The 18,654-nt window shown below is 73.4% G+C and carries 18 protein-coding genes; 9 read left to right on the forward strand and 9 right to left on the reverse strand.

Features of this window, described 5'->3' with window-relative positions:
• Positions 1-194: 194 nt before the first annotated feature.
• A complete protein-coding gene (locus OO62_RS08620) occupies positions 195-698 on the forward strand; it encodes a MarR family winged helix-turn-helix transcriptional regulator (protein ID WP_033266681.1) in 504 nt (167 codons plus the stop codon).
• A gap of 70 nt (positions 699-768) precedes the next feature.
• Here the strand turns inward: OO62_RS08620 and OO62_RS08625 are convergent, their stop codons facing one another.
• Positions 769-1,614, reverse strand: a complete 846-nt coding sequence (locus OO62_RS08625; protein ID WP_033266682.1) for a PP2C family serine/threonine-protein phosphatase — start codon at positions 1,612-1,614, stop codon at positions 769-771.
• 613 nt (positions 1,615-2,227) lie between these two features.
• Here OO62_RS08625 and OO62_RS08630 point away from each other — a divergent pair.
• The 5 genes from OO62_RS08630 (at position 2,228) to OO62_RS08650 (ending at position 8,006) form a co-directional block, all read left to right on the forward strand.
• Complete coding sequence (locus tag OO62_RS08630; RefSeq protein ID WP_051732931.1) at positions 2,228-5,107, forward strand: sensor histidine kinase; 2,880 nt, start codon at positions 2,228-2,230, stop codon at positions 5,105-5,107.
• Positions 5,104-5,601 carry a roadblock/LC7 domain-containing protein gene (locus OO62_RS08635; protein WP_033266683.1) on the forward strand — a complete coding sequence of 166 codons (498 nt, stop codon included), beginning with the start codon at positions 5,104-5,106 and terminating at the stop codon, positions 5,599-5,601. Before OO62_RS08630 ends, OO62_RS08635 begins: the two co-directional genes overlap by 4 nt.
• Positions 5,598-6,002, forward strand: a complete 405-nt coding sequence (locus OO62_RS08640; protein WP_033266684.1) for a DUF742 domain-containing protein — start codon at positions 5,598-5,600, stop codon at positions 6,000-6,002. Before OO62_RS08635 ends, OO62_RS08640 begins: the two co-directional genes overlap by 4 nt.
• A gap of 37 nt (positions 6,003-6,039) precedes the next feature.
• Positions 6,040-6,657: a GTP-binding protein gene (locus OO62_RS08645; protein ID WP_051732909.1), complete on the forward strand. Its 618-nt coding sequence runs from the start codon at positions 6,040-6,042 to the stop codon at positions 6,655-6,657.
• Between the two features lie 95 nt (positions 6,658-6,752).
• The gene (locus OO62_RS08650; protein WP_033266685.1) at positions 6,753-8,006 is read left to right on the forward strand and encodes a styrene monooxygenase/indole monooxygenase family protein; all 1,254 of its coding nucleotides are present in this window, start codon (positions 6,753-6,755) and stop codon (positions 8,004-8,006) included.
• 62 nt (positions 8,007-8,068) lie between these two features.
• On the opposite strand, the gene OO62_RS08655 is transcribed toward OO62_RS08650, so the two are convergent.
• From OO62_RS08655 to OO62_RS08665, 3 genes are all read right to left on the reverse strand, one after another.
• Complete coding sequence (locus OO62_RS08655; RefSeq protein WP_033266686.1) at positions 8,069-8,356, reverse strand: hypothetical protein; 288 nt, start codon at positions 8,354-8,356, stop codon at positions 8,069-8,071.
• A gap of 36 nt (positions 8,357-8,392) precedes the next feature.
• Positions 8,393-9,133, reverse strand: a complete 741-nt coding sequence (locus OO62_RS08660) for a TetR/AcrR family transcriptional regulator (RefSeq protein WP_051732912.1) — start codon at positions 9,131-9,133, stop codon at positions 8,393-8,395.
• A 73-nt stretch (positions 9,134-9,206) separates the two neighbouring features.
• A complete protein-coding gene (locus OO62_RS08665; protein WP_033266688.1) occupies positions 9,207-10,154 on the reverse strand; it encodes an AurF N-oxygenase family protein in 948 nt (315 codons plus the stop codon).
• 169 nt (positions 10,155-10,323) lie between these two features.
• On the opposite strand from OO62_RS08665, the gene OO62_RS08670 reads away from it, so the two are divergent.
• Together OO62_RS08670 and OO62_RS08675 are read left to right on the forward strand one after the other, a co-directional pair.
• On the forward strand, positions 10,324-11,433 hold the full coding sequence (locus OO62_RS08670; protein WP_033266689.1) for a ferritin-like domain-containing protein: 1,110 nt from the start codon (positions 10,324-10,326) through the stop codon (positions 11,431-11,433).
• 55 nt (positions 11,434-11,488) lie between these two features.
• Positions 11,489-12,388 (forward strand): ADP-ribosylglycohydrolase family protein, encoded by a 900-nt coding sequence (locus OO62_RS08675; protein ID WP_033266690.1) that lies wholly within the window; start codon positions 11,489-11,491, stop codon positions 12,386-12,388.
• Here OO62_RS08675 and OO62_RS08680 read toward each other — a convergent pair.
• Positions 12,333-13,244: an alpha/beta fold hydrolase gene (locus OO62_RS08680; RefSeq protein ID WP_033266691.1), complete on the reverse strand. Its 912-nt coding sequence runs from the start codon at positions 13,242-13,244 to the stop codon at positions 12,333-12,335. The two genes, OO62_RS08675 and OO62_RS08680, sit on opposite strands and share 56 nt — an antisense overlap.
• An 80-nt stretch (positions 13,245-13,324) precedes the next feature.
• Between OO62_RS08680 and OO62_RS08685 the strand changes: the two genes are divergently transcribed.
• Positions 13,325-13,789, forward strand: coding sequence for a MarR family winged helix-turn-helix transcriptional regulator (locus OO62_RS08685; RefSeq protein ID WP_033266692.1), 465 nt, complete (start codon positions 13,325-13,327; stop codon positions 13,787-13,789).
• A gap of 13 nt (positions 13,790-13,802) precedes the next feature.
• Here OO62_RS08685 and OO62_RS08690 read toward each other — a convergent pair whose 3' ends face one another.
• From OO62_RS08690 to OO62_RS08705, 4 genes are all read right to left on the reverse strand, one after another.
• Positions 13,803-14,624 carry an ABC transporter ATP-binding protein gene (locus OO62_RS08690; protein WP_033266693.1) on the reverse strand — a complete coding sequence of 274 codons (822 nt, stop codon included), beginning with the start codon at positions 14,622-14,624 and terminating at the stop codon, positions 13,803-13,805.
• A gap of 79 nt (positions 14,625-14,703) precedes the next feature.
• Positions 14,704-15,171, reverse strand: a complete 468-nt coding sequence (locus tag OO62_RS08695) for an HD domain-containing protein (RefSeq protein WP_033266694.1) — start codon at positions 15,169-15,171, stop codon at positions 14,704-14,706.
• A gap of 90 nt (positions 15,172-15,261) precedes the next feature.
• Positions 15,262-16,731, reverse strand: a complete 1,470-nt coding sequence (locus tag OO62_RS08700) for a penicillin-binding transpeptidase domain-containing protein (RefSeq protein ID WP_033266695.1) — start codon at positions 16,729-16,731, stop codon at positions 15,262-15,264.
• Positions 16,728-18,155: an FtsW/RodA/SpoVE family cell cycle protein gene (locus OO62_RS08705; protein ID WP_228332535.1), complete on the reverse strand. Its 1,428-nt coding sequence runs from the start codon at positions 18,153-18,155 to the stop codon at positions 16,728-16,730. Before OO62_RS08705 ends, OO62_RS08700 begins: the two co-directional genes overlap by 4 nt.
• Between the last annotated feature and the right edge of the window lie 499 nt (positions 18,156-18,654).

The raw sequence follows: 18,654 nt of genomic DNA on the forward strand, positions 1-18,654 counted from the left end.
GTGCATGACGCGCGGCGGAACCTTTGACACCGCCCGACCGTTTGGTGTGGTCATGCCACAAATGACGATACGCGCGTAGACCCAGGGGGCAAAAGAGGTGCCGTGGGCTGCCGTTGGTCTAATCCTGCGAAATACTGGCGGAGCTGCGGCTTCGCCCGGCGAGGGCGGAAACTTTCAGATGAGGGAAAGCGGGCATGGGCGCTGACGTGCACAACACCGGGACCGGCGACACGGCGGCGGACGGCGAACCCACTGGTGTGGACCACGTATTTCTCGCCCTGGAACGTGAATTGGCGGTATTTCTCCGCCGCGCCCGGGCCTCTTCCGGCGAACTGGCCCGAGAGGTGCATCCCGACCTGGAGCCGTCCGCGTACGGGCTGCTGCTCCGGCTGGCCGATGCCGGCGCCCAGCGCGCCACCGACCTCGCCGGCTTCTTCGGCGTCGGCAAGGCCACGATGAGCCGTCAACTGCACGCGCTGGAGAAGCTGGGGCTGGTAGCCCGCGAACCGGACCCGGCCGACGGCCGTGCGGTCCTGGTGAGGATCACCGACGAGGGGCGGGCCCGCTTCACCCGCGTCCGCAACGGGCGCCGCGCGCAGTACGCCCGGCGCCTGGCCTCCTGGGACCGCGGCGAGGTGTCCGAACTGGCGCGGCTGCTGCACCGGCTGAATGCGGAGCAGGAGGGCGAGGAAGGATAAGCCGCACCTTCCGGACCACCGGTCCCGGCGGCCGTCCCGCCCCCGGCTCTCCTCCCGGGGCCCGTTTCTGTCACGGCGCCACAAAAATCACCGCAGCGTCGTCCCGGGCCTTCCCGCGGGGACGGCCGGTGCCTTCCGGATCGGCGGCCTCGGCGGCGCGCACCCGGTCGATGAGTGCCTGGGGGCCCTCGCCGGCCACCAGTCGCACGCAGTCGGCCCACGAGCCCTCGTGGAAGACCTCCACCCAGCGGCTCGCGCCGTCCGAGAGGGCGGTCAGCGAGCGGACCCGGTCGCGCGGGGTGCTGCCGGTGACCGCGCGGGCGGCCACCGCCGGGTCCGCCGCGGCGGTGAAGAAGCCCCCCTCGGCGTTGCGCAGCGCCTCGACCGCGCGGCCGTACTCCCGGCCCGCGGCGGCCCGTTCCGCCGAGCCGCGCGGCAGCGCCCGTACGGCGTCCCGCTGCGCCCGTACCGCGGGCGGCAGCTCGTCCAGCCGCGGGTCGAGCACCGGCTGCACCGAGCCGTCCGTCCGTTCCACCAGCAGCACCGAATCGGACAGGACGAGATGGTCGACGGTGTCCCCGGACCACCGCGCGAGCACGACAGTTGCCTGCGGCGTGCGGACGTGAGAAAGGTCACAGGTGGCCCGGTGAACCTCGGCTGTCCGGGAGATGGCCGCGCCCAGCACCTCAGCGAGCGTCATATCCCGGTGTGAAACAGACAGTTCCAGCAATGCGCCCCCGAGCCGCGCGGTGAACCACGGGACCGGATGGCGGCATCCGTAGTCCTCCGCGGGCGGTGTCACGCCGTCCAGCAGGACCAGGACTCCGCCCTGACCGGAAGCCGGCAGAGCTACCGATGCGTAGTCCTCGTTTGGGCGTTGGGGATCGCCCGGCTCGGTGGCGAGTTCGATGCGCATGGCGGCAAGTCTGCCGGAGGCCGTGGTTTCCACCCGGTGTCCGGGCGTGTCCGGCGGTAACCCCGTACGGCCAGGTCAGCTGTGCGGGAATGGTGTGGACCACGGGCCCGGCGGCGTGCGGGCGCGCATCCTGCCAGGAGCGGGTCGCATCTCCAAACCCGTCCGGGGGTTGCGCGGGGTTGCGGTCGAAAACATCGGCGCACGGAAGTTGATGGCCAAACTCCGATTGATGTTCACTCGTTCAGGTGGCCGGGCATGTGTTGCCGAGCCACTGCGCGGCGCCGGTGGAATGGTCGTTGCCCGTTCACGGGGCGGGGCCAGGACGTCCGTCGCGACGCGCAAGCCGGACTGTTTACCCTCGCGGAAGTGTGTGCTGCTGCGGCGTTCGCGCAGGTCCGCCCCGCGAGCGGAGAGCCAGCCGGGTCCGCGACGCCACACGGCGTGGGCAGGCGAGACAGGAATGCGAGCAGCGGTGCGGAAGATGCGGCTTCGGGGCGGCGCAGGGAAGCCGGGTTCACCGGCCGGTTCGATCGCGGGACCCGGCAAGGGCCCGCTGTCCGGCAAGGGACCGGGTGCGACCGTTGACGACCTCGCGGGGCGGCGTCCCGCGCGGGTGCGCAACCGGCTCGTCGGAGCGGTCGCCGTGGTCGCCGCGGCGGTCCTCGGTGCCGGCGCCCCCGGCCTCGCCGCCACCGCCGACGACGCCAACGCCAGCCAGCAACTGGTGGATCTGGCCCAGCTGAACGCCCGCGCCGTCGCGCTGTCGCACTCCCTCGCCGACGAGCGCGACGGCATGACCGCGTACGCCGCCGCCGGCCGCGCCGCCCGGACGGGCACCGGAACCGGCGGAATCGGCCTCAACGGCACCGGAACCGGCGGAACCGGCCTCAACGGCACGGGAGTCAACGCGACGGGCGCCGCCGACGGCACGACGGGCACCAACGGCATCGGCACCCACGCCACCGGTACGAACGGCACCGGCACGAACGGCACCGCGACCCGCGCCGGGACCGGCGGGGCCCGGGTGCAGGCCGCCGTCTCCGCCGACTCCGCGGTCTCCCGGACCCAGCAGGCCCGGGTCGACCGGCAGATCGACGAGCTGCGTTCCGAGGCCCAGGACGCGTCGGGTGACACCCCCGCCTACCGGGCGGCCGCCCGCCTGCTGGCCACCCTGCCGCAAACCCGTCACCAGGCACTGTCCGGGACCGACACCCCCGAGCAGGTCTACAACGCCTATACCGGCATCCTCCAGGCACTCGGCGCGATCGGCGACGGCATCGCCCGCGGGCTGCCCGCCCGCGCGGACGCCGCGGCCGCCGACGTCCGCGCGCTGCCCGCCCTCGGCCGGGCCGCCGAACAGGCCGCCGGCACCCGCGGACTGCTGCTCGCCGGGCTCAACGCGGGCGGCAGCCAGCCCCGGCTGACGGCCCTCGCCCAGGTCGCGCACCTGCGCGCACAGGGCGCGCTGGGCGACTTCCGCCAGGGCGCGAGCCAGAGCGCCAAGGACCGCTACGACCGCACCGTCAACGGCGCCGACGTGGCCACCGCCGAGCGCTATCTGACCCGGCTGACCGACCAGCCCCGCCTGGACGCCGCCGACATGCGGCTCAGCCGCCAGCGGGTGCAGGCCACCCTCACCTCCCGCGTCGGACTGATGCGCGGCGTCGAATCCGCCCTGGCCACCGCCGACATCCAGCGCCTCGGCGCGCTGCGCGACGACGACGTGACCGAGCTGGAGATCCGCATCGGTCTGGAGGGGCTCTGCCTGCTGCTGGCCGTCGGCGCCGGCATCTGGGCCGCGCGCACCATGACCCAGCCGCTGGCGGCGCTGCGGATCGGCGCCAAGCGGGTGGCCGAGGACCCCGTCAACGAGGAGCCCGTCAGCTACAAGGGCCGCAACGACGAGTTCGCCGCCGCCGTACGGTCCGTCAACGCGCTGCACGCCCAGGTCGGCGAGCTGACCCGGCGCACCGCCGAACTGGAGGGCGAGCGCAAGCGGCTGGTCGGCGGCCGGCAGCGGCTGGCCGCCCAGCGCGAGGTCCTCCAGGAGCAGAGCGCCACGCTCCAGGCGCAGGTCGCCGAGCTCACCGAGCGGCTGGCCGCCGCGCACGCCGGTGTGCAGGGCCGGTTCGTCAACCTCTCGCTGCGCACCCTCGGACTCGTCGAGCGCCAGCTCGCCGTCCTCGAGTCGCTGGAGGAGAGCGAGCAGGACCCCGAGCGGCTGGCGACCCTGTTCAAGCTGGACCACTTCGCCGCACGGATGCGCCGCAACAGCGAGAACCTGCTCGTGCTCGCGGGCGCGGAGCAGCACGGCACCACCCACCAGGGCCCGGTGCCGCTGCTGGACGTGCTGCGCGCCGCGATCAGTGAGATCGAGCGCTACGAGCGGGTGCGCATCCAGTCGCTGCCGCCGCACTCCCAGGTCGCCGGCTTCGCCGCGGACGACCTCAGCCACCTGGTCGCCGAACTCCTGGAGAACGCCACCGCGTTCTCGCCGCCGGACGCCCATGTCGAGCTGTCCGGCTGGCTGCTGGAGAGCGGTGAGCTGATGCTCTCGGTCCAGGACGAGGGCATAGGGATCACCGCGGAGCGGATGGCCGAGCTCAACGAGCGGCTGGCGGACGCCGAGGCCGCCTCGTCCGCCGAGAACGTCGACGAGGCGCTGGGCCTGGGCCTGTACGTCGTGGTGCGGCTGGCCGCCCGGCACGGCGTCCGGGTGCAGCTGCGGGACGCCCGGCAGGGCGGCGTCACCGCCGTCATCGTGCTGCCCGGCTCGATCCTGCCGACCCGCCCGGCCGCTTCGCCCGCCGCGACGCGGGACGTGACGCACACCGCGAGCCTGCCCGGCTCGGTCGCCGAGGCCAACTCCAACGCCCTGCCGACGCGGGCGCAGCGGGTGGACCCGCGGGCCGGGTCCGCTGCCGCCCCGGCCGCGGACCCGCTGGTCGCCGCCGCCGAGCGCGCGATCGACGCGGCCGGGCTCGCGCCCGACGACAGCGGCGAGCACACCCGGCCGGCGGACGGGGCGCCCCCGGCCGTGGACCGGACCGCGCCTTCGGCGACCGGCGGCACCACGCCGCCAGCCCCGGCCGGGCCCGGCCCGTACGCCGTCGGCCCGGAGCAGCACACCCGGCCCGGGCCGGACGGGGCGCCCACCGGCGTGCCCGCCACCGACGCGGCGCCCGCGGAGGCCGCTCCGGAACCCGCCGCCCCGTCCGCGGAGAAGCGGCGGACCGCCCTGGGGCTGCCCAAGCGCACGCCCAAGGTCGTGGCACAGCAGCAAGCGCCCACCGCCCCGCGCAAGAGCGGATCGGCCAACGCCGAGGCGCTGCGGCGCCGGCTCGGCGGCTTTCAGCAGGGGGCGCGGGTCGGCCGGCGCGAGGTCGAGGCCGAGATCGCGGAACGCACGGCGGAGCAGACCATCCCACAGACCGACACCGACGGAGCGGGGGCCCCGGCAGAGAGCCACGTTGGCGAGGAGGCACGCGATTGAAGGCGCAAGCGCCCACAGGTTACGGACAAGGACTGAGCAGCCAGGCACGGAATCTGCACTGGCTGCTGAGCAACCTGGTCGACGAGGTGCCGGGCATCCGCTCGGTCGCGGTGGTCTCCTCGGACGGTCTGCTGCTGCTCAACTCCGACCCCGACCGGGAGGAGGGGCCGGCGGCCCTTCCGGGTGCCGGTGACGGGCCCCGGGGATCCAGCGCCGACCTCGCCACCATCGTGTCCGGCCTCGGCAGCCTCACCCAGGGAGCCGCGAAGCTGATGGACGGCGGTGCCGTCAAGCAGACGATGATCACGATGGACGAGGGCAGTGTGTTCGTCATGTCGATCAGCGACGGCTCGCTGCTCGGTGTGCACGCCACTCCGGACTGCGACATGAACGTCATCGCCTATCACATGGCGCTCTTCGTCGGCCGGGCCGGTCATGTCCTCACCCCCGAACTCCGCAGTGAGCTGCGCAAGTCGATGGAGAGCGCCCAGTGAGTAGCAGTACCCCCAAACTCCCCATACGCGGCGGGGACCGCAAACCCTCGCGGGTACGGCCCTATTCGCTCACCGGCGGCCGGACCCGCTTCGGCCACGTACTGCTCGTCGAGACGTTCGTGGCCGCGCTGGAAGCCCCCGAGGAGCGGCCCGAGCTGACCTCCGGCGGCTGGGGCGACCGGGTGATGCCGGAGATGCGAGCCATCGTCGAACTGTGCCGCCGGATGCGCTCGGTCGCGGAGATCTCCGCGCTCCTCAAGATGCCGCTGGGCGTGGTCCGCGTCCTGCTCAGCGACCTCGCCGACCAGGGAAAGATTCGCGTCTACGGCACCGGGCACGGCACCGGCCGGCCCGACCGCGCGCTGCTCGAAAGGGTGCTGAGTGGACTTCACAGGCTCTGACACGATATCGGCCGGGCCGACGCCGACCGCCGGTTCCGTGGGCCAGGCCGACCCGGTGGCCGCGGCCACCGACGCGGGGCTGCAGAGCTGGCAGACGGACCGCTCGCGGGCACCGATCGCCACCAAGATCGTGGTGGCCGGCGGCTTCGGCGTCGGCAAGACCACCTTCGTCGGATCGGTCTCGGAGATCACCCCGCTCCAGACCGAGGCGGTGATGACCCAGGCCAGCGAGGACACCGACGATCTGACCGCGACCCCGGAGAAGACCACGACCACGGTCGCGATGGACTTCGGGCGGATCACCCTCGACCAGGAACTGGTGCTGTACCTGTTCGGCACGCCCGGGCAGCAGCGCTTCTGGTTCATGTGGGACGACCTGGTGCGCGGCGCGATCGGTGCGATCGTGATGGCCGACACCCGGCGCCTGGAGGACTGCTTCCCGGCGCTGGACTACTTCGAGAGCTGCGGGCTGCCGTACGTCGTCGCGGTCAACCACTTCGAGGGGACCGACGCGTACGACGCCGAGGACGTCCGCGAGGCGCTGACCGTCCCGCCGGAGGTACCGATCGTGATCATGGACGCGCGCAAGCGGACCACGGTGATCCAGTCGCTCCTCTCGCTGGTCGGCCACGCCCTGGAAACCGCGCCGGAGTAGCCGGCCGTCCCCCGGCGGGCCCGTCCCCGGGGCCCGCTCCCGCGCCACCCCCGAACCCCTCCCCGAACACCGCAGTAACAGAGAAGAGTGCCGCCATGCGGAAGATACTCGTCGTCGGAGCCGGACAGTCCGGTCTCCAGCTGGCCCTCGGCCTCCAGGCCCGGGGCTACGAGGTCACCCTGATGTCCAACCGCACCGCCGACGAGATCCGCTCCGGCCGGGTCATGTCGACGCAGTGCATGTTCGACACCGCCCTCCAGCACGAGCGCGACCTGGGCATCAACTTCTGGGAGAGCCAGGCCCCGCGCATCGAGGGCCTCGGCGTCTCGGTCGCCGCGCCCGGCAGCCACGAGGCGCCGGAGGGGTCGCAGCGCGCCATCGACTGGGTCGGCAAGCTCGACGGCTACGCCCAGTCCGTCGACCAGCGGGTGAAGATGGCCGGCTGGATGGAGACCTTCGCGCAGCGCGGTGGCCAGCTCGTCATCCACGGTGCCGCCGTCTCCGACCTGGACTTCTTCGCGAGCCGCTACGACCTGACGCTGGTCTCGGCCGGCAAGGGCGAGCTGGTGTCCATGTTCGGCCGGGACGCCTCCCGTTCGCCCTACGACACCCCGCAGCGCGCGCTCGCCGTCTCCTACGTCCACGGCCTGGGCCCGCGCCCGGAGCACCCCGACTTCGACGCGGTGCGCTGCAACATCGTCCCCGGTGTCGGCGAGCTCTTCGTCATGCCGACGTACACCCTCTCCGGCCGCGCCGACATCCTCTTCTGGGAGGGCATCCCCGGCGGCCCGCTGGACGTCTTCCAGTCGGTCAAGGACCCCGACGAGCACCTGGCGCTCACCCTGGAGCTGATGGAGAAGTTCCTGCCCTGGGAGTACGCGCGCGCCGCCAAGGTCGAACTGACCGACGCCAACGGCACGCTGGCCGGCCGCTACGCCCCGACCGTGCGCAACCCGATCGGCCGGCTGCCCTCCGGCGGCCTGGTGCTCGGCGTCGCCGACGTGGTCGTCGCCAACGACCCGATCACCGGCCAGGGCTCCAACTCGGCCGCCAAGTGCGCCGCCTCCTACCTCGGCTCCATCGTGGAGCGCGGTGAGCAGCCGTTCGACGAGGAGTGGATGCGGGGCACCTTCGAGCGCTACTGGCAGACCGCCGGGCACGTCACCAAGTGGACCAACGCGATGCTGGCGCCGCCGCCGGAGCACGTCCTCAACCTCCTCGGCGCGGCCGGCCAGCTCCAGCCCGTCGCCGACCGCTTCGCCAACGGCTTCGACGACCCGTCCGACTTCGAGAACTTCTTCTTCGAGCCGGACAAGGCGAACGCCTACCTGGCCTCGCTGAGCGGCTGACGGCTGACCTCACCACCGCCCCGGCGGCCCGGCACCCGTGCCCGGCCGCCGGGGCGGTCTGCTCACCCCGCGCGCCCTGAGCCCGGCTTGCTCCAGGGCCACTTGAGGCCCCTGTCGCCGCGGCCCGGCGTTCCCTCCGGGTCGTAGGTGTACTTCCACCCGTGCGGCAGGCCCAGCCGGCCCACCCGCCCGGGGGCCCGGCGGTAGACGTGCACCGTCGGCGGCCGGCCGTCGTCGTTCGGCACCGGCACCTCGTAGGTCTTCGGCGGCTGGCCGGTCATGCCGAGGAGCACCGGCAGGACCCGGCCGTCCAGCGGTCCGCCGACGAACAGGGTGTTCTCGCTTCGCACCGTTCCAGTCTTCCACCCGCGGCGCGCAGGCGCAGGTCACAACAGGTGCGCGGCCTCGCTCACGACGGGCAGCAGGCGGCGGGTGAGGTCGCCGACCGGGCCGTCGGCGGACTCCGTCCGCAGCGCCGCCCGGGTCACCCGAGCGGTCTGCGGATCGCGCGCCGCGGTCGCGGCCAGCAGCGCGACGAAGTGGTCGACCAGCCAGTCGCGCAGTTCGTCGAGCGGCGGCTGTTTGCCCTCGTCGAGCCAGATCAGCGAGGCACCCTCGACGGCGGTGATCCACATCCGGACGGTCATCCGGAGCCGCAGGCCCGGCTCCGGCTCGCCCAGGTGCCGCAGGATCTGGTCGGCCGCGGCGCGCCGCACCTCGTCCACGATCGCGGACGTACGGGTGGTCTCCACGACGCTGCCGCCCTGGAGCAGCGCGCTGAAGCCGGCGTCGTGCTCGTCGACGAACGCCAGATAGCGGTCGAGGGCGCACGACAGCCGCTGGGTGAGCGGCCCGCTCTCCGGTTCGGCGAAGCAGCGCTCCAGGATGTCGGCCGCGCTGCGCAGCGCGGCCTCGTACAACTGCTGCTTGCCGCCCGGGAAGTAGCGGTAGACGAGCGGCCGCGACACCTGGGCCGCGGTGGCGACGTCGTCCAGCGAGACGTCCTCGGGGGCGCGCTGGGCGAACAGGCCGAGCGCGGCGGTGAGCAATTGGCTGCGGCGCTGCTCGACGCTGAGCCTGCGATAGGCGGGTCGGGGTACTGCTGGGGCGGTGCCGCTGCCGTTCATGAACAGCAGCGTAACCGCCCCGGATTCCCGCTCGTACAGGTGCTCGTGTCCAACGGGCGGGTGAGCGGGTGCTTCAGGCCAGCAGCCCGGAGCTGCGCCACAACCTGCGGCCCGCACCGCGCAGTACGCCGATCTCGTCGAGGAAGTCCGTCAGCCGCTCGGCGCCGGACTGCATCACCTCGCGGCGGTGGCCGCTGGCCTTGACCTGGGCGACCGCCTCGCGCCGGTCCAGCCCGACGTTGGTGTAGACCTCCGGATTGACGAAGGCGACGGAGAAGACCCGGGCCGCCTCGCCGGAGCTGATCCGGGTCAGCTCCCGCTCCCAGCGCGGCGCGGTCACCATCTGGCGGCGCAGCTCCTCGCGGGCGTAGCGGACGTGCCGCGCCTCCTCGACGACGTGGATCCGGGTCACCCCGCGCACCAGCGTCTGCACCCGCTCGTCCGGGAAGGTCAGCCGCTGCATCCAGTCGAGGATCTCCTCGCCGAGCAGGGTGCAGGCGAACGAACCCGGGGTGGTGGAAATGGTCTTGAGGACGCGGGCGAGGTTGTGGTTGAGGCGGGAGACGGGGTACGTGGGCGCCCCGCCCCACTGGATCATGCGCGCGAACATCTTCGAGTGCCGGCACTCGTCGGCGATCTCGGTGAGCGCGTAGCGCACGTGGGCGCTGGTGACCGGCTTGTCGTAGATGTGCCGGACGAGCAGCTGCATCAGGATGATCTCGAACCAGATGCCCAGCGAGGCGAGCGAGGCGGCCTCGTGCCGGGAGAGGTCCTGCTGCTGCTCCGGCGACATCTTCTTCCACAGCGGGGTGTCGTAGAGCGAGACCAGCTCCGGCGGCCAGAACCACTTGCCCTCTTCGGGGGGCGCGGTCCAGTCGAGTTCGGTGTCGGGGTCGAAGGAGTGCTTGGCGGAGGAGTCGAGCAACCGCTCGGCGACCTGCTCCCGGTCCTTGAGGAGACCGAGGGCGTCGCGCAGGACGTCGGTGTCCGTCACGGTCATTGCGGTGGGCGCGCTCGTCATGGCTGTGGCTACCTCGCTCGTGGGTTACCCGCGGTCGCCTCTTATGAGACTGCGTGTCAGCAAGCTCGTCAATCCCCCGCGCACGACTTATTGACCCGCCGGTAAGAAACGTGTGAGCCTGCCAACCACCGCCCATGACAAGGCGTTTGGCGAGCCGAGGAGGCTGTCCGTGCCGACACCGGATCTCTACGTACAGGACCCAGGCGACCCCCTGTGGAAGGTGCCGGCCGCCGGCGCGGCCCGCTTCAGCTGGGACTACGACGACGGACGCGACCGGCTGCTGGCCCTCTACCAGAAGGGCAAGGACAAGCAGTGGGACGCCACCCTGCGGATCGACTGGGACCAGGAGGTGGACCCCTACGACCCGCTCGGCACCCCCGATGAATCGATGTCCCTCTACGGCACCAAGTACTGGGACAAGATGAACGAGAAGGACCGCGGCGAACTGCGCCGGCACTACACCTCCTGGCAGTTCAGCCAGTTCCTGCACGGCGAACAGGGCGCCATGGTCTGCGCGGCCCGCATAGTGGAATCCGTCCCCGACCTCGACGCCAAGTTCTACTCCGCCACCCAGACCATGGACGAGGCGCGGCACGCCGAGATCTACAGCCGCTTCCTCCGGGAGAAGATCGGGATGCTCTACCCGATCAACGACAACCTCCAGACCCTGCTCGGCGACACCCTCAAGGACTCCCGCTGGGACATGCCCTACCTCGGCATGCAGGTCCTGATCGAGGGCCTGGCGCTGGCCGCCTTCGGCATGATCCGCGACACCACCACCAAGCCGCTGCCGCAGCAGATCCTGGCGTACGTCATGCAGGACGAGGCCCGGCACGTCGCCTTCGGCCGCATGGCGCTGCGCGACTACTACAAGCAGCTCACCGACGCCGAACTGCGCGAGCGCGAGGAATTCGTCATCGAGGGCTGCTATTTGATGCGCGACCGGCTGCGCGGCCTGGAAGTCCTGGAGAACTTCGGCATTCCGACGCAGGAAGCCGCCGAATTCACCGAACGCTCCGAATTCCTGCACCTGTTCCGGAAACTGCTCTTCAGCCGGATCGTGCCGTGCGTGAAGGACATCGGGCTGTGGGGCGAACGGCTCCAGCGCGCCTACCTCGACATGGGCGTCTTCGAGATGGGCGACGCCAATCTCGACCTGCTGATGGCCCAGGACGAGGAACTCGCCGAGAAACTCGACGCCGAGCGGTTCGCCGCCGAGGAGCAGGCCCGTACGGCGGAGGTCGCGGCGGCCATCGCGGAGGGGGAGGCGGCGGGCTGACCGCGGTGCACGCGGAAACGGCCCCTCCGGTGCCCCCGGATGGCAGGATCCCCGCATGGTTCTGCACCCGGAAGACCGACGGCGGGCCGCCCGCACCAGCCTCGAAGGACTGGCGTACGGCGACGCCTTCGGGGAGCGCTTCTTCCCGCGCCTGCGCCCCCTGCCCGCGTCCCTCCAGCTGATCGCGGACCGCACCGCGCCCCCGGAGCCGCGCTGGCACTGGACCGACGACACCGCCATGGCGCTGGACCTCCTCGCCGTCCTGGAGACGCACGGCGAGGTGGTGGCGCAGCCGTTGGCCCAGCGGTTCGCCGCCACGTACCGCGCGGACCCCGGCCGCGGCTACGGCTCCGGCATGCACGCCCTGCTGCCCCGGGTCGCCGCCGCCCCCCACGCGTGGGAGGAACTGGCCGGCCTCCTCTTCGACGGCGAGGGCAGCCTCGGTAACGGCGCGGCGATGAGGGTGGCGCCGCTCGGCGCCTGGTTCCACGACGACCTCGACCGCGTGGTGGACCAGGCCGCCCGCTCCGCCCGGGTCACCCACGCCCACCCCCAGGGGGTCGCGGGCGCGGTCGCGGTGGCCGTGGCGGCGGCGCTCTGCGCGCGCGGCGAGGCGCCGGACCTCGACGCCGTCGCGGACCGCACCCCCGCCGGCCCGGTCCGCGACGGACTGCTGCGCGCCGCCGGCCTGCCGCCGGCCGCCGGCCCCGGCCAGGCCGCCGCGGAACTCGGCAGCGGCCGGCAGATCCGCGCCGACGACACCGTCCCGTTCGCCCTCTGGTGCGCCGCCCGCCATCCCGACGACCTGGAATCGGCCCTGTGGGCCACCGCGGCCGGCTTCGGCGACGTGGACACCACCTGCGCCGTCACGGGGGGCGTGGTCGCGGCCCGTACGGGCGTCACGGCGCTGCCGGAGGAGTGGCGGGCGCGCCGGGAGCCGCTGCCAGAAAGCTGAGCACCCGGCGGCCCACCTCCCCGGTCGGATCGTCCGGCATCGAGTGGTGGCTGACGCCCGGCACGGTCGCGACCACCGCGTCCGGCAGGGCCCGTCGGGCCCGCGCGGCGACCCGCCGGACGTCGTGCGCCCGGCTGCGCCCCGCCAGCAGCACCAGGACCGGTACGCCGGCCCCGCGCAGCCGGCCGGTGTCCGGCCGCGGCCCGGTGACCACCTTCGCGTCCCGGAACGCGACCGCGCCCCGGCCCGTCAGCCGCACCAGTTCGGGCGCCGGCGGCTCCCCGTGGGCCTCCCACTCCAGCAGCCGCCGGGCGCTCGGCTCCCCGGGCCGCAGGAACAGCGGCAGGGCGCGGGCCAGATAGGACAGCCGGAAACCGGCGAAGCACTGGGTCGGGTCGAGCAGCACCAGCCGCTCGACCCGCCCCCGGGCACGGAAGGAGCCGGCGGGCCCCGCCTCGGTGCTGTGCACCGCGTGGCGCAGCGCGACCCAGCCGCCGTACGAGTGCCCGAGCAGCGCGGCCGACGCGAGGCCGAGGCCGTCGAGCACCCCGTCGAGCCAGTCCGGCAGGTCCGCCGGGCGCCGCACCCTCCGTCCGCCGGGCACGCTGAGGCCGGGCGCGCCCATCTGGTCCACGGCGTACAGCCGGTGCGCCGGGGCGAGCGCGGCGGCCAGGGCGTGCCAGACGGCCGAGCTGGTGCCGCCGCCGGGCAGCAGCACCAGCGGCGGGCCGTCGGCCGCCCCGCAGACGTTGACCCGGGTGGTGCCGAACTCCGTGACCACCTCGCGCCGTTCCACCGGGACCGGCCAGCGGGCCATGGCTTCCTCGTAGGCGGTGTGGAAGGCAGTGGCTGCCATACGAACCATCCTCTCGCTCGGCAAGTATCTCGTTGAGCGAGATATTAGGATAGGGGGCGAGCGAGGAAAGGCGGCCGGACATGGTGCAGCGGCAGGAGCCGGACGGGATGGACCTGGTCCATCTGCTGCGCGAGACAACCCTGCGACTCGACCTCGCGGGTGCGCGGTTCGCCGGCCGCAACGGCCTGCACCCCACCGACCTGCGGGCGCTGATCAGCCTGCTGGACGCGGCCCGGGCCGGCGAGGAGTCGACGCCCGGCCGGCTCGGGGCACACCTCGGCCTGAACTCCGCCGGCACCACGGCGCTGGTCGACCGCCTGGAGCGGCTCGGCCTGATCCGCCGGGTCCGCGACACCCGTGACCGGCGCCGCGTCCTGCTGGAGGTGGACGACCGCGCGATCGCCCTGGGCCAGTCGTTCTTCGGCCCGCTGATCGACCGCGCCCTCGCCCTGCTCGCCACCTTCGACGCCGGCGAACGGGCCGCCGTCCACCGCTTCCTGTCCGGCGTACGGGACGCGGCCTCGGCGGACGACGAGGGGGCCTAGGGGGAGACACCCCCTAGCTCCGGGCCGACCGCGCCAGCCAGCGTCCCTCGTGCCGGGAGACCTCGATCGGACGGCCGAAGCAGGCCGTCATCCGCGCCCCGGTCAGCACCTCCTCGACCGGGCCGCGCGCCTGCACCCGCCCGTCGCGCAGCAGCAGGGCGTGGCCGATGGCCGGGGACAGCTCCTCAAGATGGTGGGTGACCGTCACGGTCGCCAACTCCGGGCGGCTGCGGGCCAGTCGGTGCAGCGCGTCGATCAGGTCCTCGCGGGAGGGCAGGTCGAGCGCGTTGAACGGCTCGTCGAGCAACAGCAGTGCGGGGGCGGCCATCAGCGCGCGGGCGATCAGGATCCTGGCCCGCTGGCCGCCCGAGCACACCCCGAACGGGCGGTCCGCCAGCTCCTTGCAGTCCAGTTCGGCGAGCAGCTCGTGGGCGCGCTCGCGGGTGGCCCGGTCGTACTCGCGCCACAGCGGCTGCACGGTGCCGGTCGCGCCGGTCAGCACGACCGTGTGCCCGGTCGCGTCCTGCGGCACCTTCTGGGCGGCGGAGACCAGCCCGATGACGGCGCGCAGTTCGCGCACGTCGACCGAGCCGAGCCGGTGCCCGAGCACCTCCACCGTGCCGACCGTGGGGAACATCAGCGCGCCGATGAGGCGCAGCACGGTGGTCTTCCCGGCACCGTTCGCGCCGAGCAACGCCCAGTGCTCCCCGGAGCGTACGGTCCAGTCGACGGCGTCGAGGATGACCTGGCCGGTGGTGTAACGGCGCACGCCGACGCCTTCCAGGGCGGCGATCACCCGCGCCGCTGGCGGGTCCGACGGCTGAGTGGAAGTCATCGCCGCAGAGTAGCTGTGCAGGGCACCTTTCGACGGGCGCGTCCGGGGTGTGGACCCCCGCGGGGCGGGACGTGGGCCGTCAGGCCAGGCCCAACAGGCCCCGCACCCGGGCGTACTTCGCGGTCAGCCGGTCCCGCGTCGGCGCGTCCAGCACCGCCAGCCGGGCCGGATCGGCGTTGTGGGCAAGGTCGGACTCCTTGACCAGCAGCGCACCCGGCGTGGCCAGGATGCGCGCGGTGTACTCCGTCAGCGGCTCACCCGCCCGTTTGGTGACCGCCAGGACCATCGCCTTGGTGGCCTCGCTCAGCGCCGCGCCGGCCAGCCACTCCGCGCTCAGCGCCGCGTCCTCCACGGCGTCGTGCAGCCAGGCCGCCGCGATCTGCTCGTCGCTCCCGCCCCGCTCGCGCACCCCCGCCGCCACCGCGGCCAGATGCTCGGCGTACGGGCGGCCCGCCTTGTCGGTCTGGCCCGCGTGGGCGCGCCGGGCCAGCGCCTCGACCTCGGCGAGGGACAGCGGCGCGGGAGCGGGAGGGGGAGTGTCGGCCATACGGCCATTGTGACCCGCCGCGCCACCGCCGTCCGGCGCCCCGTACCGCCGGCTGCCGCCCTGCCCCACCGCAGCCCCCGCCCGCGCCGGCTACCGCCCCGGCCCCTGCCGCACCGCCTCCGCCATCACCGCCCGGGCGATCGGCGCCGCGCTGCCCCCGCCGCTGATGTCCGCGCGGTCGGCCGCCGCGTCCTCGACGACCACGGCCACCGCGACCGCCGGCTCGTAGCCGTCCTTCTCCCGCGCCCAGGAGATGAACCAGGCATACGGCATGCCCTCGTTGCGCACCCCGTGCTGGGCGGTGCCCGTCTTGCCGCCGACCGTCACGCCCTTGAGCGCGGCGCGCCGGCCGCTGCCGTGCTCGACGACGTCGATCATCAGCTCCTGGAGCTGCTGCGCGGTGGCCGGCCCGACCACCTGGCGGGTGGGCCGGTGCGGACCCGCGGCCACCATGACGCCCCCGGCATCGGTCACCTTGTCGACGAGGTACGGCGGGGCCAGCTGACCCCCGTTGGCGACCACCGCCGCCACCATCGCCATCTGGAGCGGGGTGGCGGCGGTGTCGTACTGCCCGATGGCGGACAGGGCGAGCTGCGCGCGGTCCATACGGGTGTCGAAGGTGCTGGGCGCCACCGGGGACGGGATGCGCAGCCGGTCGTCGTTGAAGCCGAACCTGCGGGCGGTGGCGGCCATGGTGCGCAGCCCCAGCTCGGCCCCCAGACGCGCGAAGACGGTGTTGCACGAGGCCCGGAAGGCATAGCGGAGCGGGGCGTCCTCGCAGTCCTTGGCCGCGTTGCCGAGCCGGGTGGCGGTACCCGGCAGGGTGTAGGGATCGGGCGCGTCCGTACGGGCGTCGATGTCGGTGACCCGGCCGCTCTCCAGCGCGGCCGCCGCGGTGACGACCTTGAACGTGGAGCCGGGCGGATAGGTCTCCTGGAGCGCCCGGTTGAGCATCGGCCGGCGCGCGGCACCGTTCAGCCCGCGCCACGCCTCGTCCACCGCCGCGCCGTTGCCGGACAGCACGCCCGGCTCGTACGACGGCGTGCTGACCAGCGTCAGGATCCGCCCGGTGCGCGGCTCGACCGCGGCCACCGCGCCCTTCTTCCCGCCCAGCCCCGCGAAGGCGGCGCGCTGCATCCGGGCGTTGATCGTGGTGTGGACGTCGCCGCCCCGGCGGTGGGTACGGGTCAGCCGGTCCCACCAGGGGAAGGCGGTGAGCCGGTCGTCCACGCCGGAGAGGATGCCGTCCTCGGCCCGCTCCAGCAGCGAGGTGCCGTAGGTCTGCGAGGAGAACCCGGTGACCGGGGCGTACAGCGGGCCGTCGGTGTAGGTGCGTTCGTAGCGCAGCCGCCCGCCGCTGTCCCGGGACCCGGTGACCGGGCTGCCCTCGACCAGCACGGCGCCGCGCGGCTTCTCGTAACGGGCGATCGGCACCCGCCGGTTGGCCGGGTTCGCGCCGTAGCGCTCCGTCTCGACGACCTGCACCCGGGCGGCGTTGACCAGCAGGGCGACCAGCAGGAGGAAGGAGAACGCGGCGGTGTGCCGGATGCACCGGATCACCGCCCTGCCCCCTGGGCGGGGGCGGTCGGCGGGGGTGCCGGGCGCCGCCGGTCCGCCGGGGCGGGCGTCGCCGGCCGCGGGGTCCGGGCCCGGTCGCTGAGCCGCACCAGCAGCGCGATGATGATCCAGTTCGTGACGACGGACGAGCCGCCCTGCGCGAGGAACGGCATCGCCATCCCCGTCAGCGGGATCAGCCCCATCACCCCGCCCGCGATCACGAAGACCTGGAGGGCGGGAAGCACCGCCAGCCCGACGCCCAGCAGACTGCCGAAGGGGTCGTCCAGCCCGAGCGCGGCGCGGTAGCCGCGGGCCACCAGCAGGGCGTAGAGCAGGAACAGCGCGGTGAGCCCGGCCAGCCCCAGCTCCTCGCCGAAGGTCGCCAGGATGAAGTCGGACTTCATGGCGAAGCCGATCAGGGCCGAGTGGCCCTGGCCGAGTCCGGTGCCGAGCATCCCGCCCGCGGCGAAGGCGAAGAGCGACTGCGCCAGCTGCCCCGGCCCCCGGCCCTCCGCGATGCCGGCGAACGGGTGCTGCCAGTCCTCGACCCGGCTGTGCACGTGCGGCTCCAGCGTGCCGACGGCCGCGGCCCCGACGCCCGCCAGCAGCAGCCCGACCGCGATCCAGCCGGTCCGCCCGGTCGCCACGTACAGCAGCACGACGAAGACCCCGAAGAACAGCAGTGAGGTGCCCAGGTCGCGCTCCAGGACGAGGACGGCCACGCTGATCAGCCAGATCGCGACGATCGGCCCCAGCACCCGGCCGGCCGGGAGCTGCAGCCCCATCACCCGGCGGCCGACGTGCGCCAGCGCGGTGTGGTTGGCGGCGAGATAGGCCGCGAAGAAGACGGTGATCAGCACCTTGGCGAACTCGCCCGGCTGGATGGAGAATCCGGCGACCCGGACCCAGATCTTCGCCCCGTTGACGGCGGGGAAGAGGATCGGAGCCGCCATCAGGAGCAGTGCGAGGGCGGCGCACACGTACGCGTACCGCTGGAGCACGCGGTGGTCGCCCAGCAGCAGGACCACCGCGATGAAGAGGGTGACGCCGACCGTCGACCACATCAGTTGGGTGGGCGCCGCGTGGTCGCCCGGCGTCTCCAGGTCGAGCCGGAAGATCAGCACCAGCCCGAGGCCGTTGAGGAGCACGGCGGTGGGCAGCAGCAGCGGGTCGGCGTACGGGGCGCGCAGCCGGACGGCGAGATGGGCGAGCAGGGCGAGCCCGCCGAGCCCCGCGCCGTAGCGGACCGCGCCGCCGGGGAGGGCGTGGTGGGTGGCCAGTCCCACGACGGCGTACCCGCAGACGCTGATCAGCACGGCGCCCACGAGGAGGGCCAGTTCGACGCCGCGGCGCCTGGGCAGGAGCGGCAGGGGTGGGGGAGTGTCCGCGGGGCGCGCGGTGGCAGCCGCCCCGGCCGTTGCCGTCATGCCTGGCAACGTAGCAAGCACCGGCCGCTATTTCCGTTATGTCTGATACGGCGTTCGGACGGCATCCGACCGGGCGGCCACCGGACACCCCGCTGAGGCCCCCTGAACACGGCACAAATCCCCGCCGCCGGTGCGGAAGTGGCTCGCACGGCCCGGTCGCCGGGCGGCTGCGACGGGGCCCGTGGGCCCATGGGCGCGCGAAGGTGATCACCGGTCCGGTGGAACCATCTGCGTCTCCTTGTCCTCCGTGAAGGCAAGGGGCCGCGCAGGGCAGAGCGCGAGGGGGGTGGGGGTGACCGGCGGGGGAGTGACTAAGGGAAGAATCAGGGTCGGCCCAGGGGGCGTCCGGGGCTGTACCGGGTTGTTCCGTGAACGCGGCCAATGGCAGTTTGTAAACTCTTCCAGACCGAATAGAAGAAGGCCGAGCTCGTCACGCTGATGCGGACGACCGAACACACCGGTCGATGGCGTGGACGTGTGCCATGGCCACCGCGAGCGA

It is taken from the genome of Streptomyces lydicus, assembly GCF_000717345.1.
Lineage (GTDB): Bacteria > Actinomycetota > Actinomycetes > Streptomycetales > Streptomycetaceae > Streptomyces > Streptomyces lydicus.

What these genes read in the sequence shown, in the direction of transcription:
- OO62_RS08620 (WP_033266681.1), top strand. Translation starts at nt 195, where the DNA reads ATGGGCGCTGACGTGCACAACACCGGGACCGGCGACACGGCGGCGGAC.
- OO62_RS08625 (WP_033266682.1), bottom strand. Translation starts at nt 1,614, where the DNA reads ATGCGCATCGAACTCGCCACCGAGCCGGGCGATCCCCAACGCCCAAAC.
- OO62_RS08650 (WP_033266685.1), top strand. Translation starts at nt 6,753, where the DNA reads ATGCGGAAGATACTCGTCGTCGGAGCCGGACAGTCCGGTCTCCAGCTG.
- OO62_RS08660 (WP_051732912.1), bottom strand. Translation starts at nt 9,133, where the DNA reads ATGAACGGCAGCGGCACCGCCCCAGCAGTACCCCGACCCGCCTATCGC.
- OO62_RS08665 (WP_033266688.1), bottom strand. Translation starts at nt 10,154, where the DNA reads ATGACGAGCGCGCCCACCGCAATGACCGTGACGGACACCGACGTCCTG.
- OO62_RS08675 (WP_033266690.1), top strand. Translation starts at nt 11,489, where the DNA reads ATGGTTCTGCACCCGGAAGACCGACGGCGGGCCGCCCGCACCAGCCTC.
- OO62_RS08680 (WP_033266691.1), bottom strand. Translation starts at nt 13,244, where the DNA reads ATGGCAGCCACTGCCTTCCACACCGCCTACGAGGAAGCCATGGCCCGC.
- OO62_RS08685 (WP_033266692.1), top strand. Translation starts at nt 13,325, where the DNA reads ATGGTGCAGCGGCAGGAGCCGGACGGGATGGACCTGGTCCATCTGCTG.
- OO62_RS08690 (WP_033266693.1), bottom strand. Translation starts at nt 14,624, where the DNA reads ATGACTTCCACTCAGCCGTCGGACCCGCCAGCGGCGCGGGTGATCGCC.
- OO62_RS08695 (WP_033266694.1), bottom strand. Translation starts at nt 15,171, where the DNA reads ATGGCCGACACTCCCCCTCCCGCTCCCGCGCCGCTGTCCCTCGCCGAG.
- OO62_RS08705 (WP_228332535.1), bottom strand. Translation starts at nt 18,155, where the DNA reads ATGACGGCAACGGCCGGGGCGGCTGCCACCGCGCGCCCCGCGGACACT.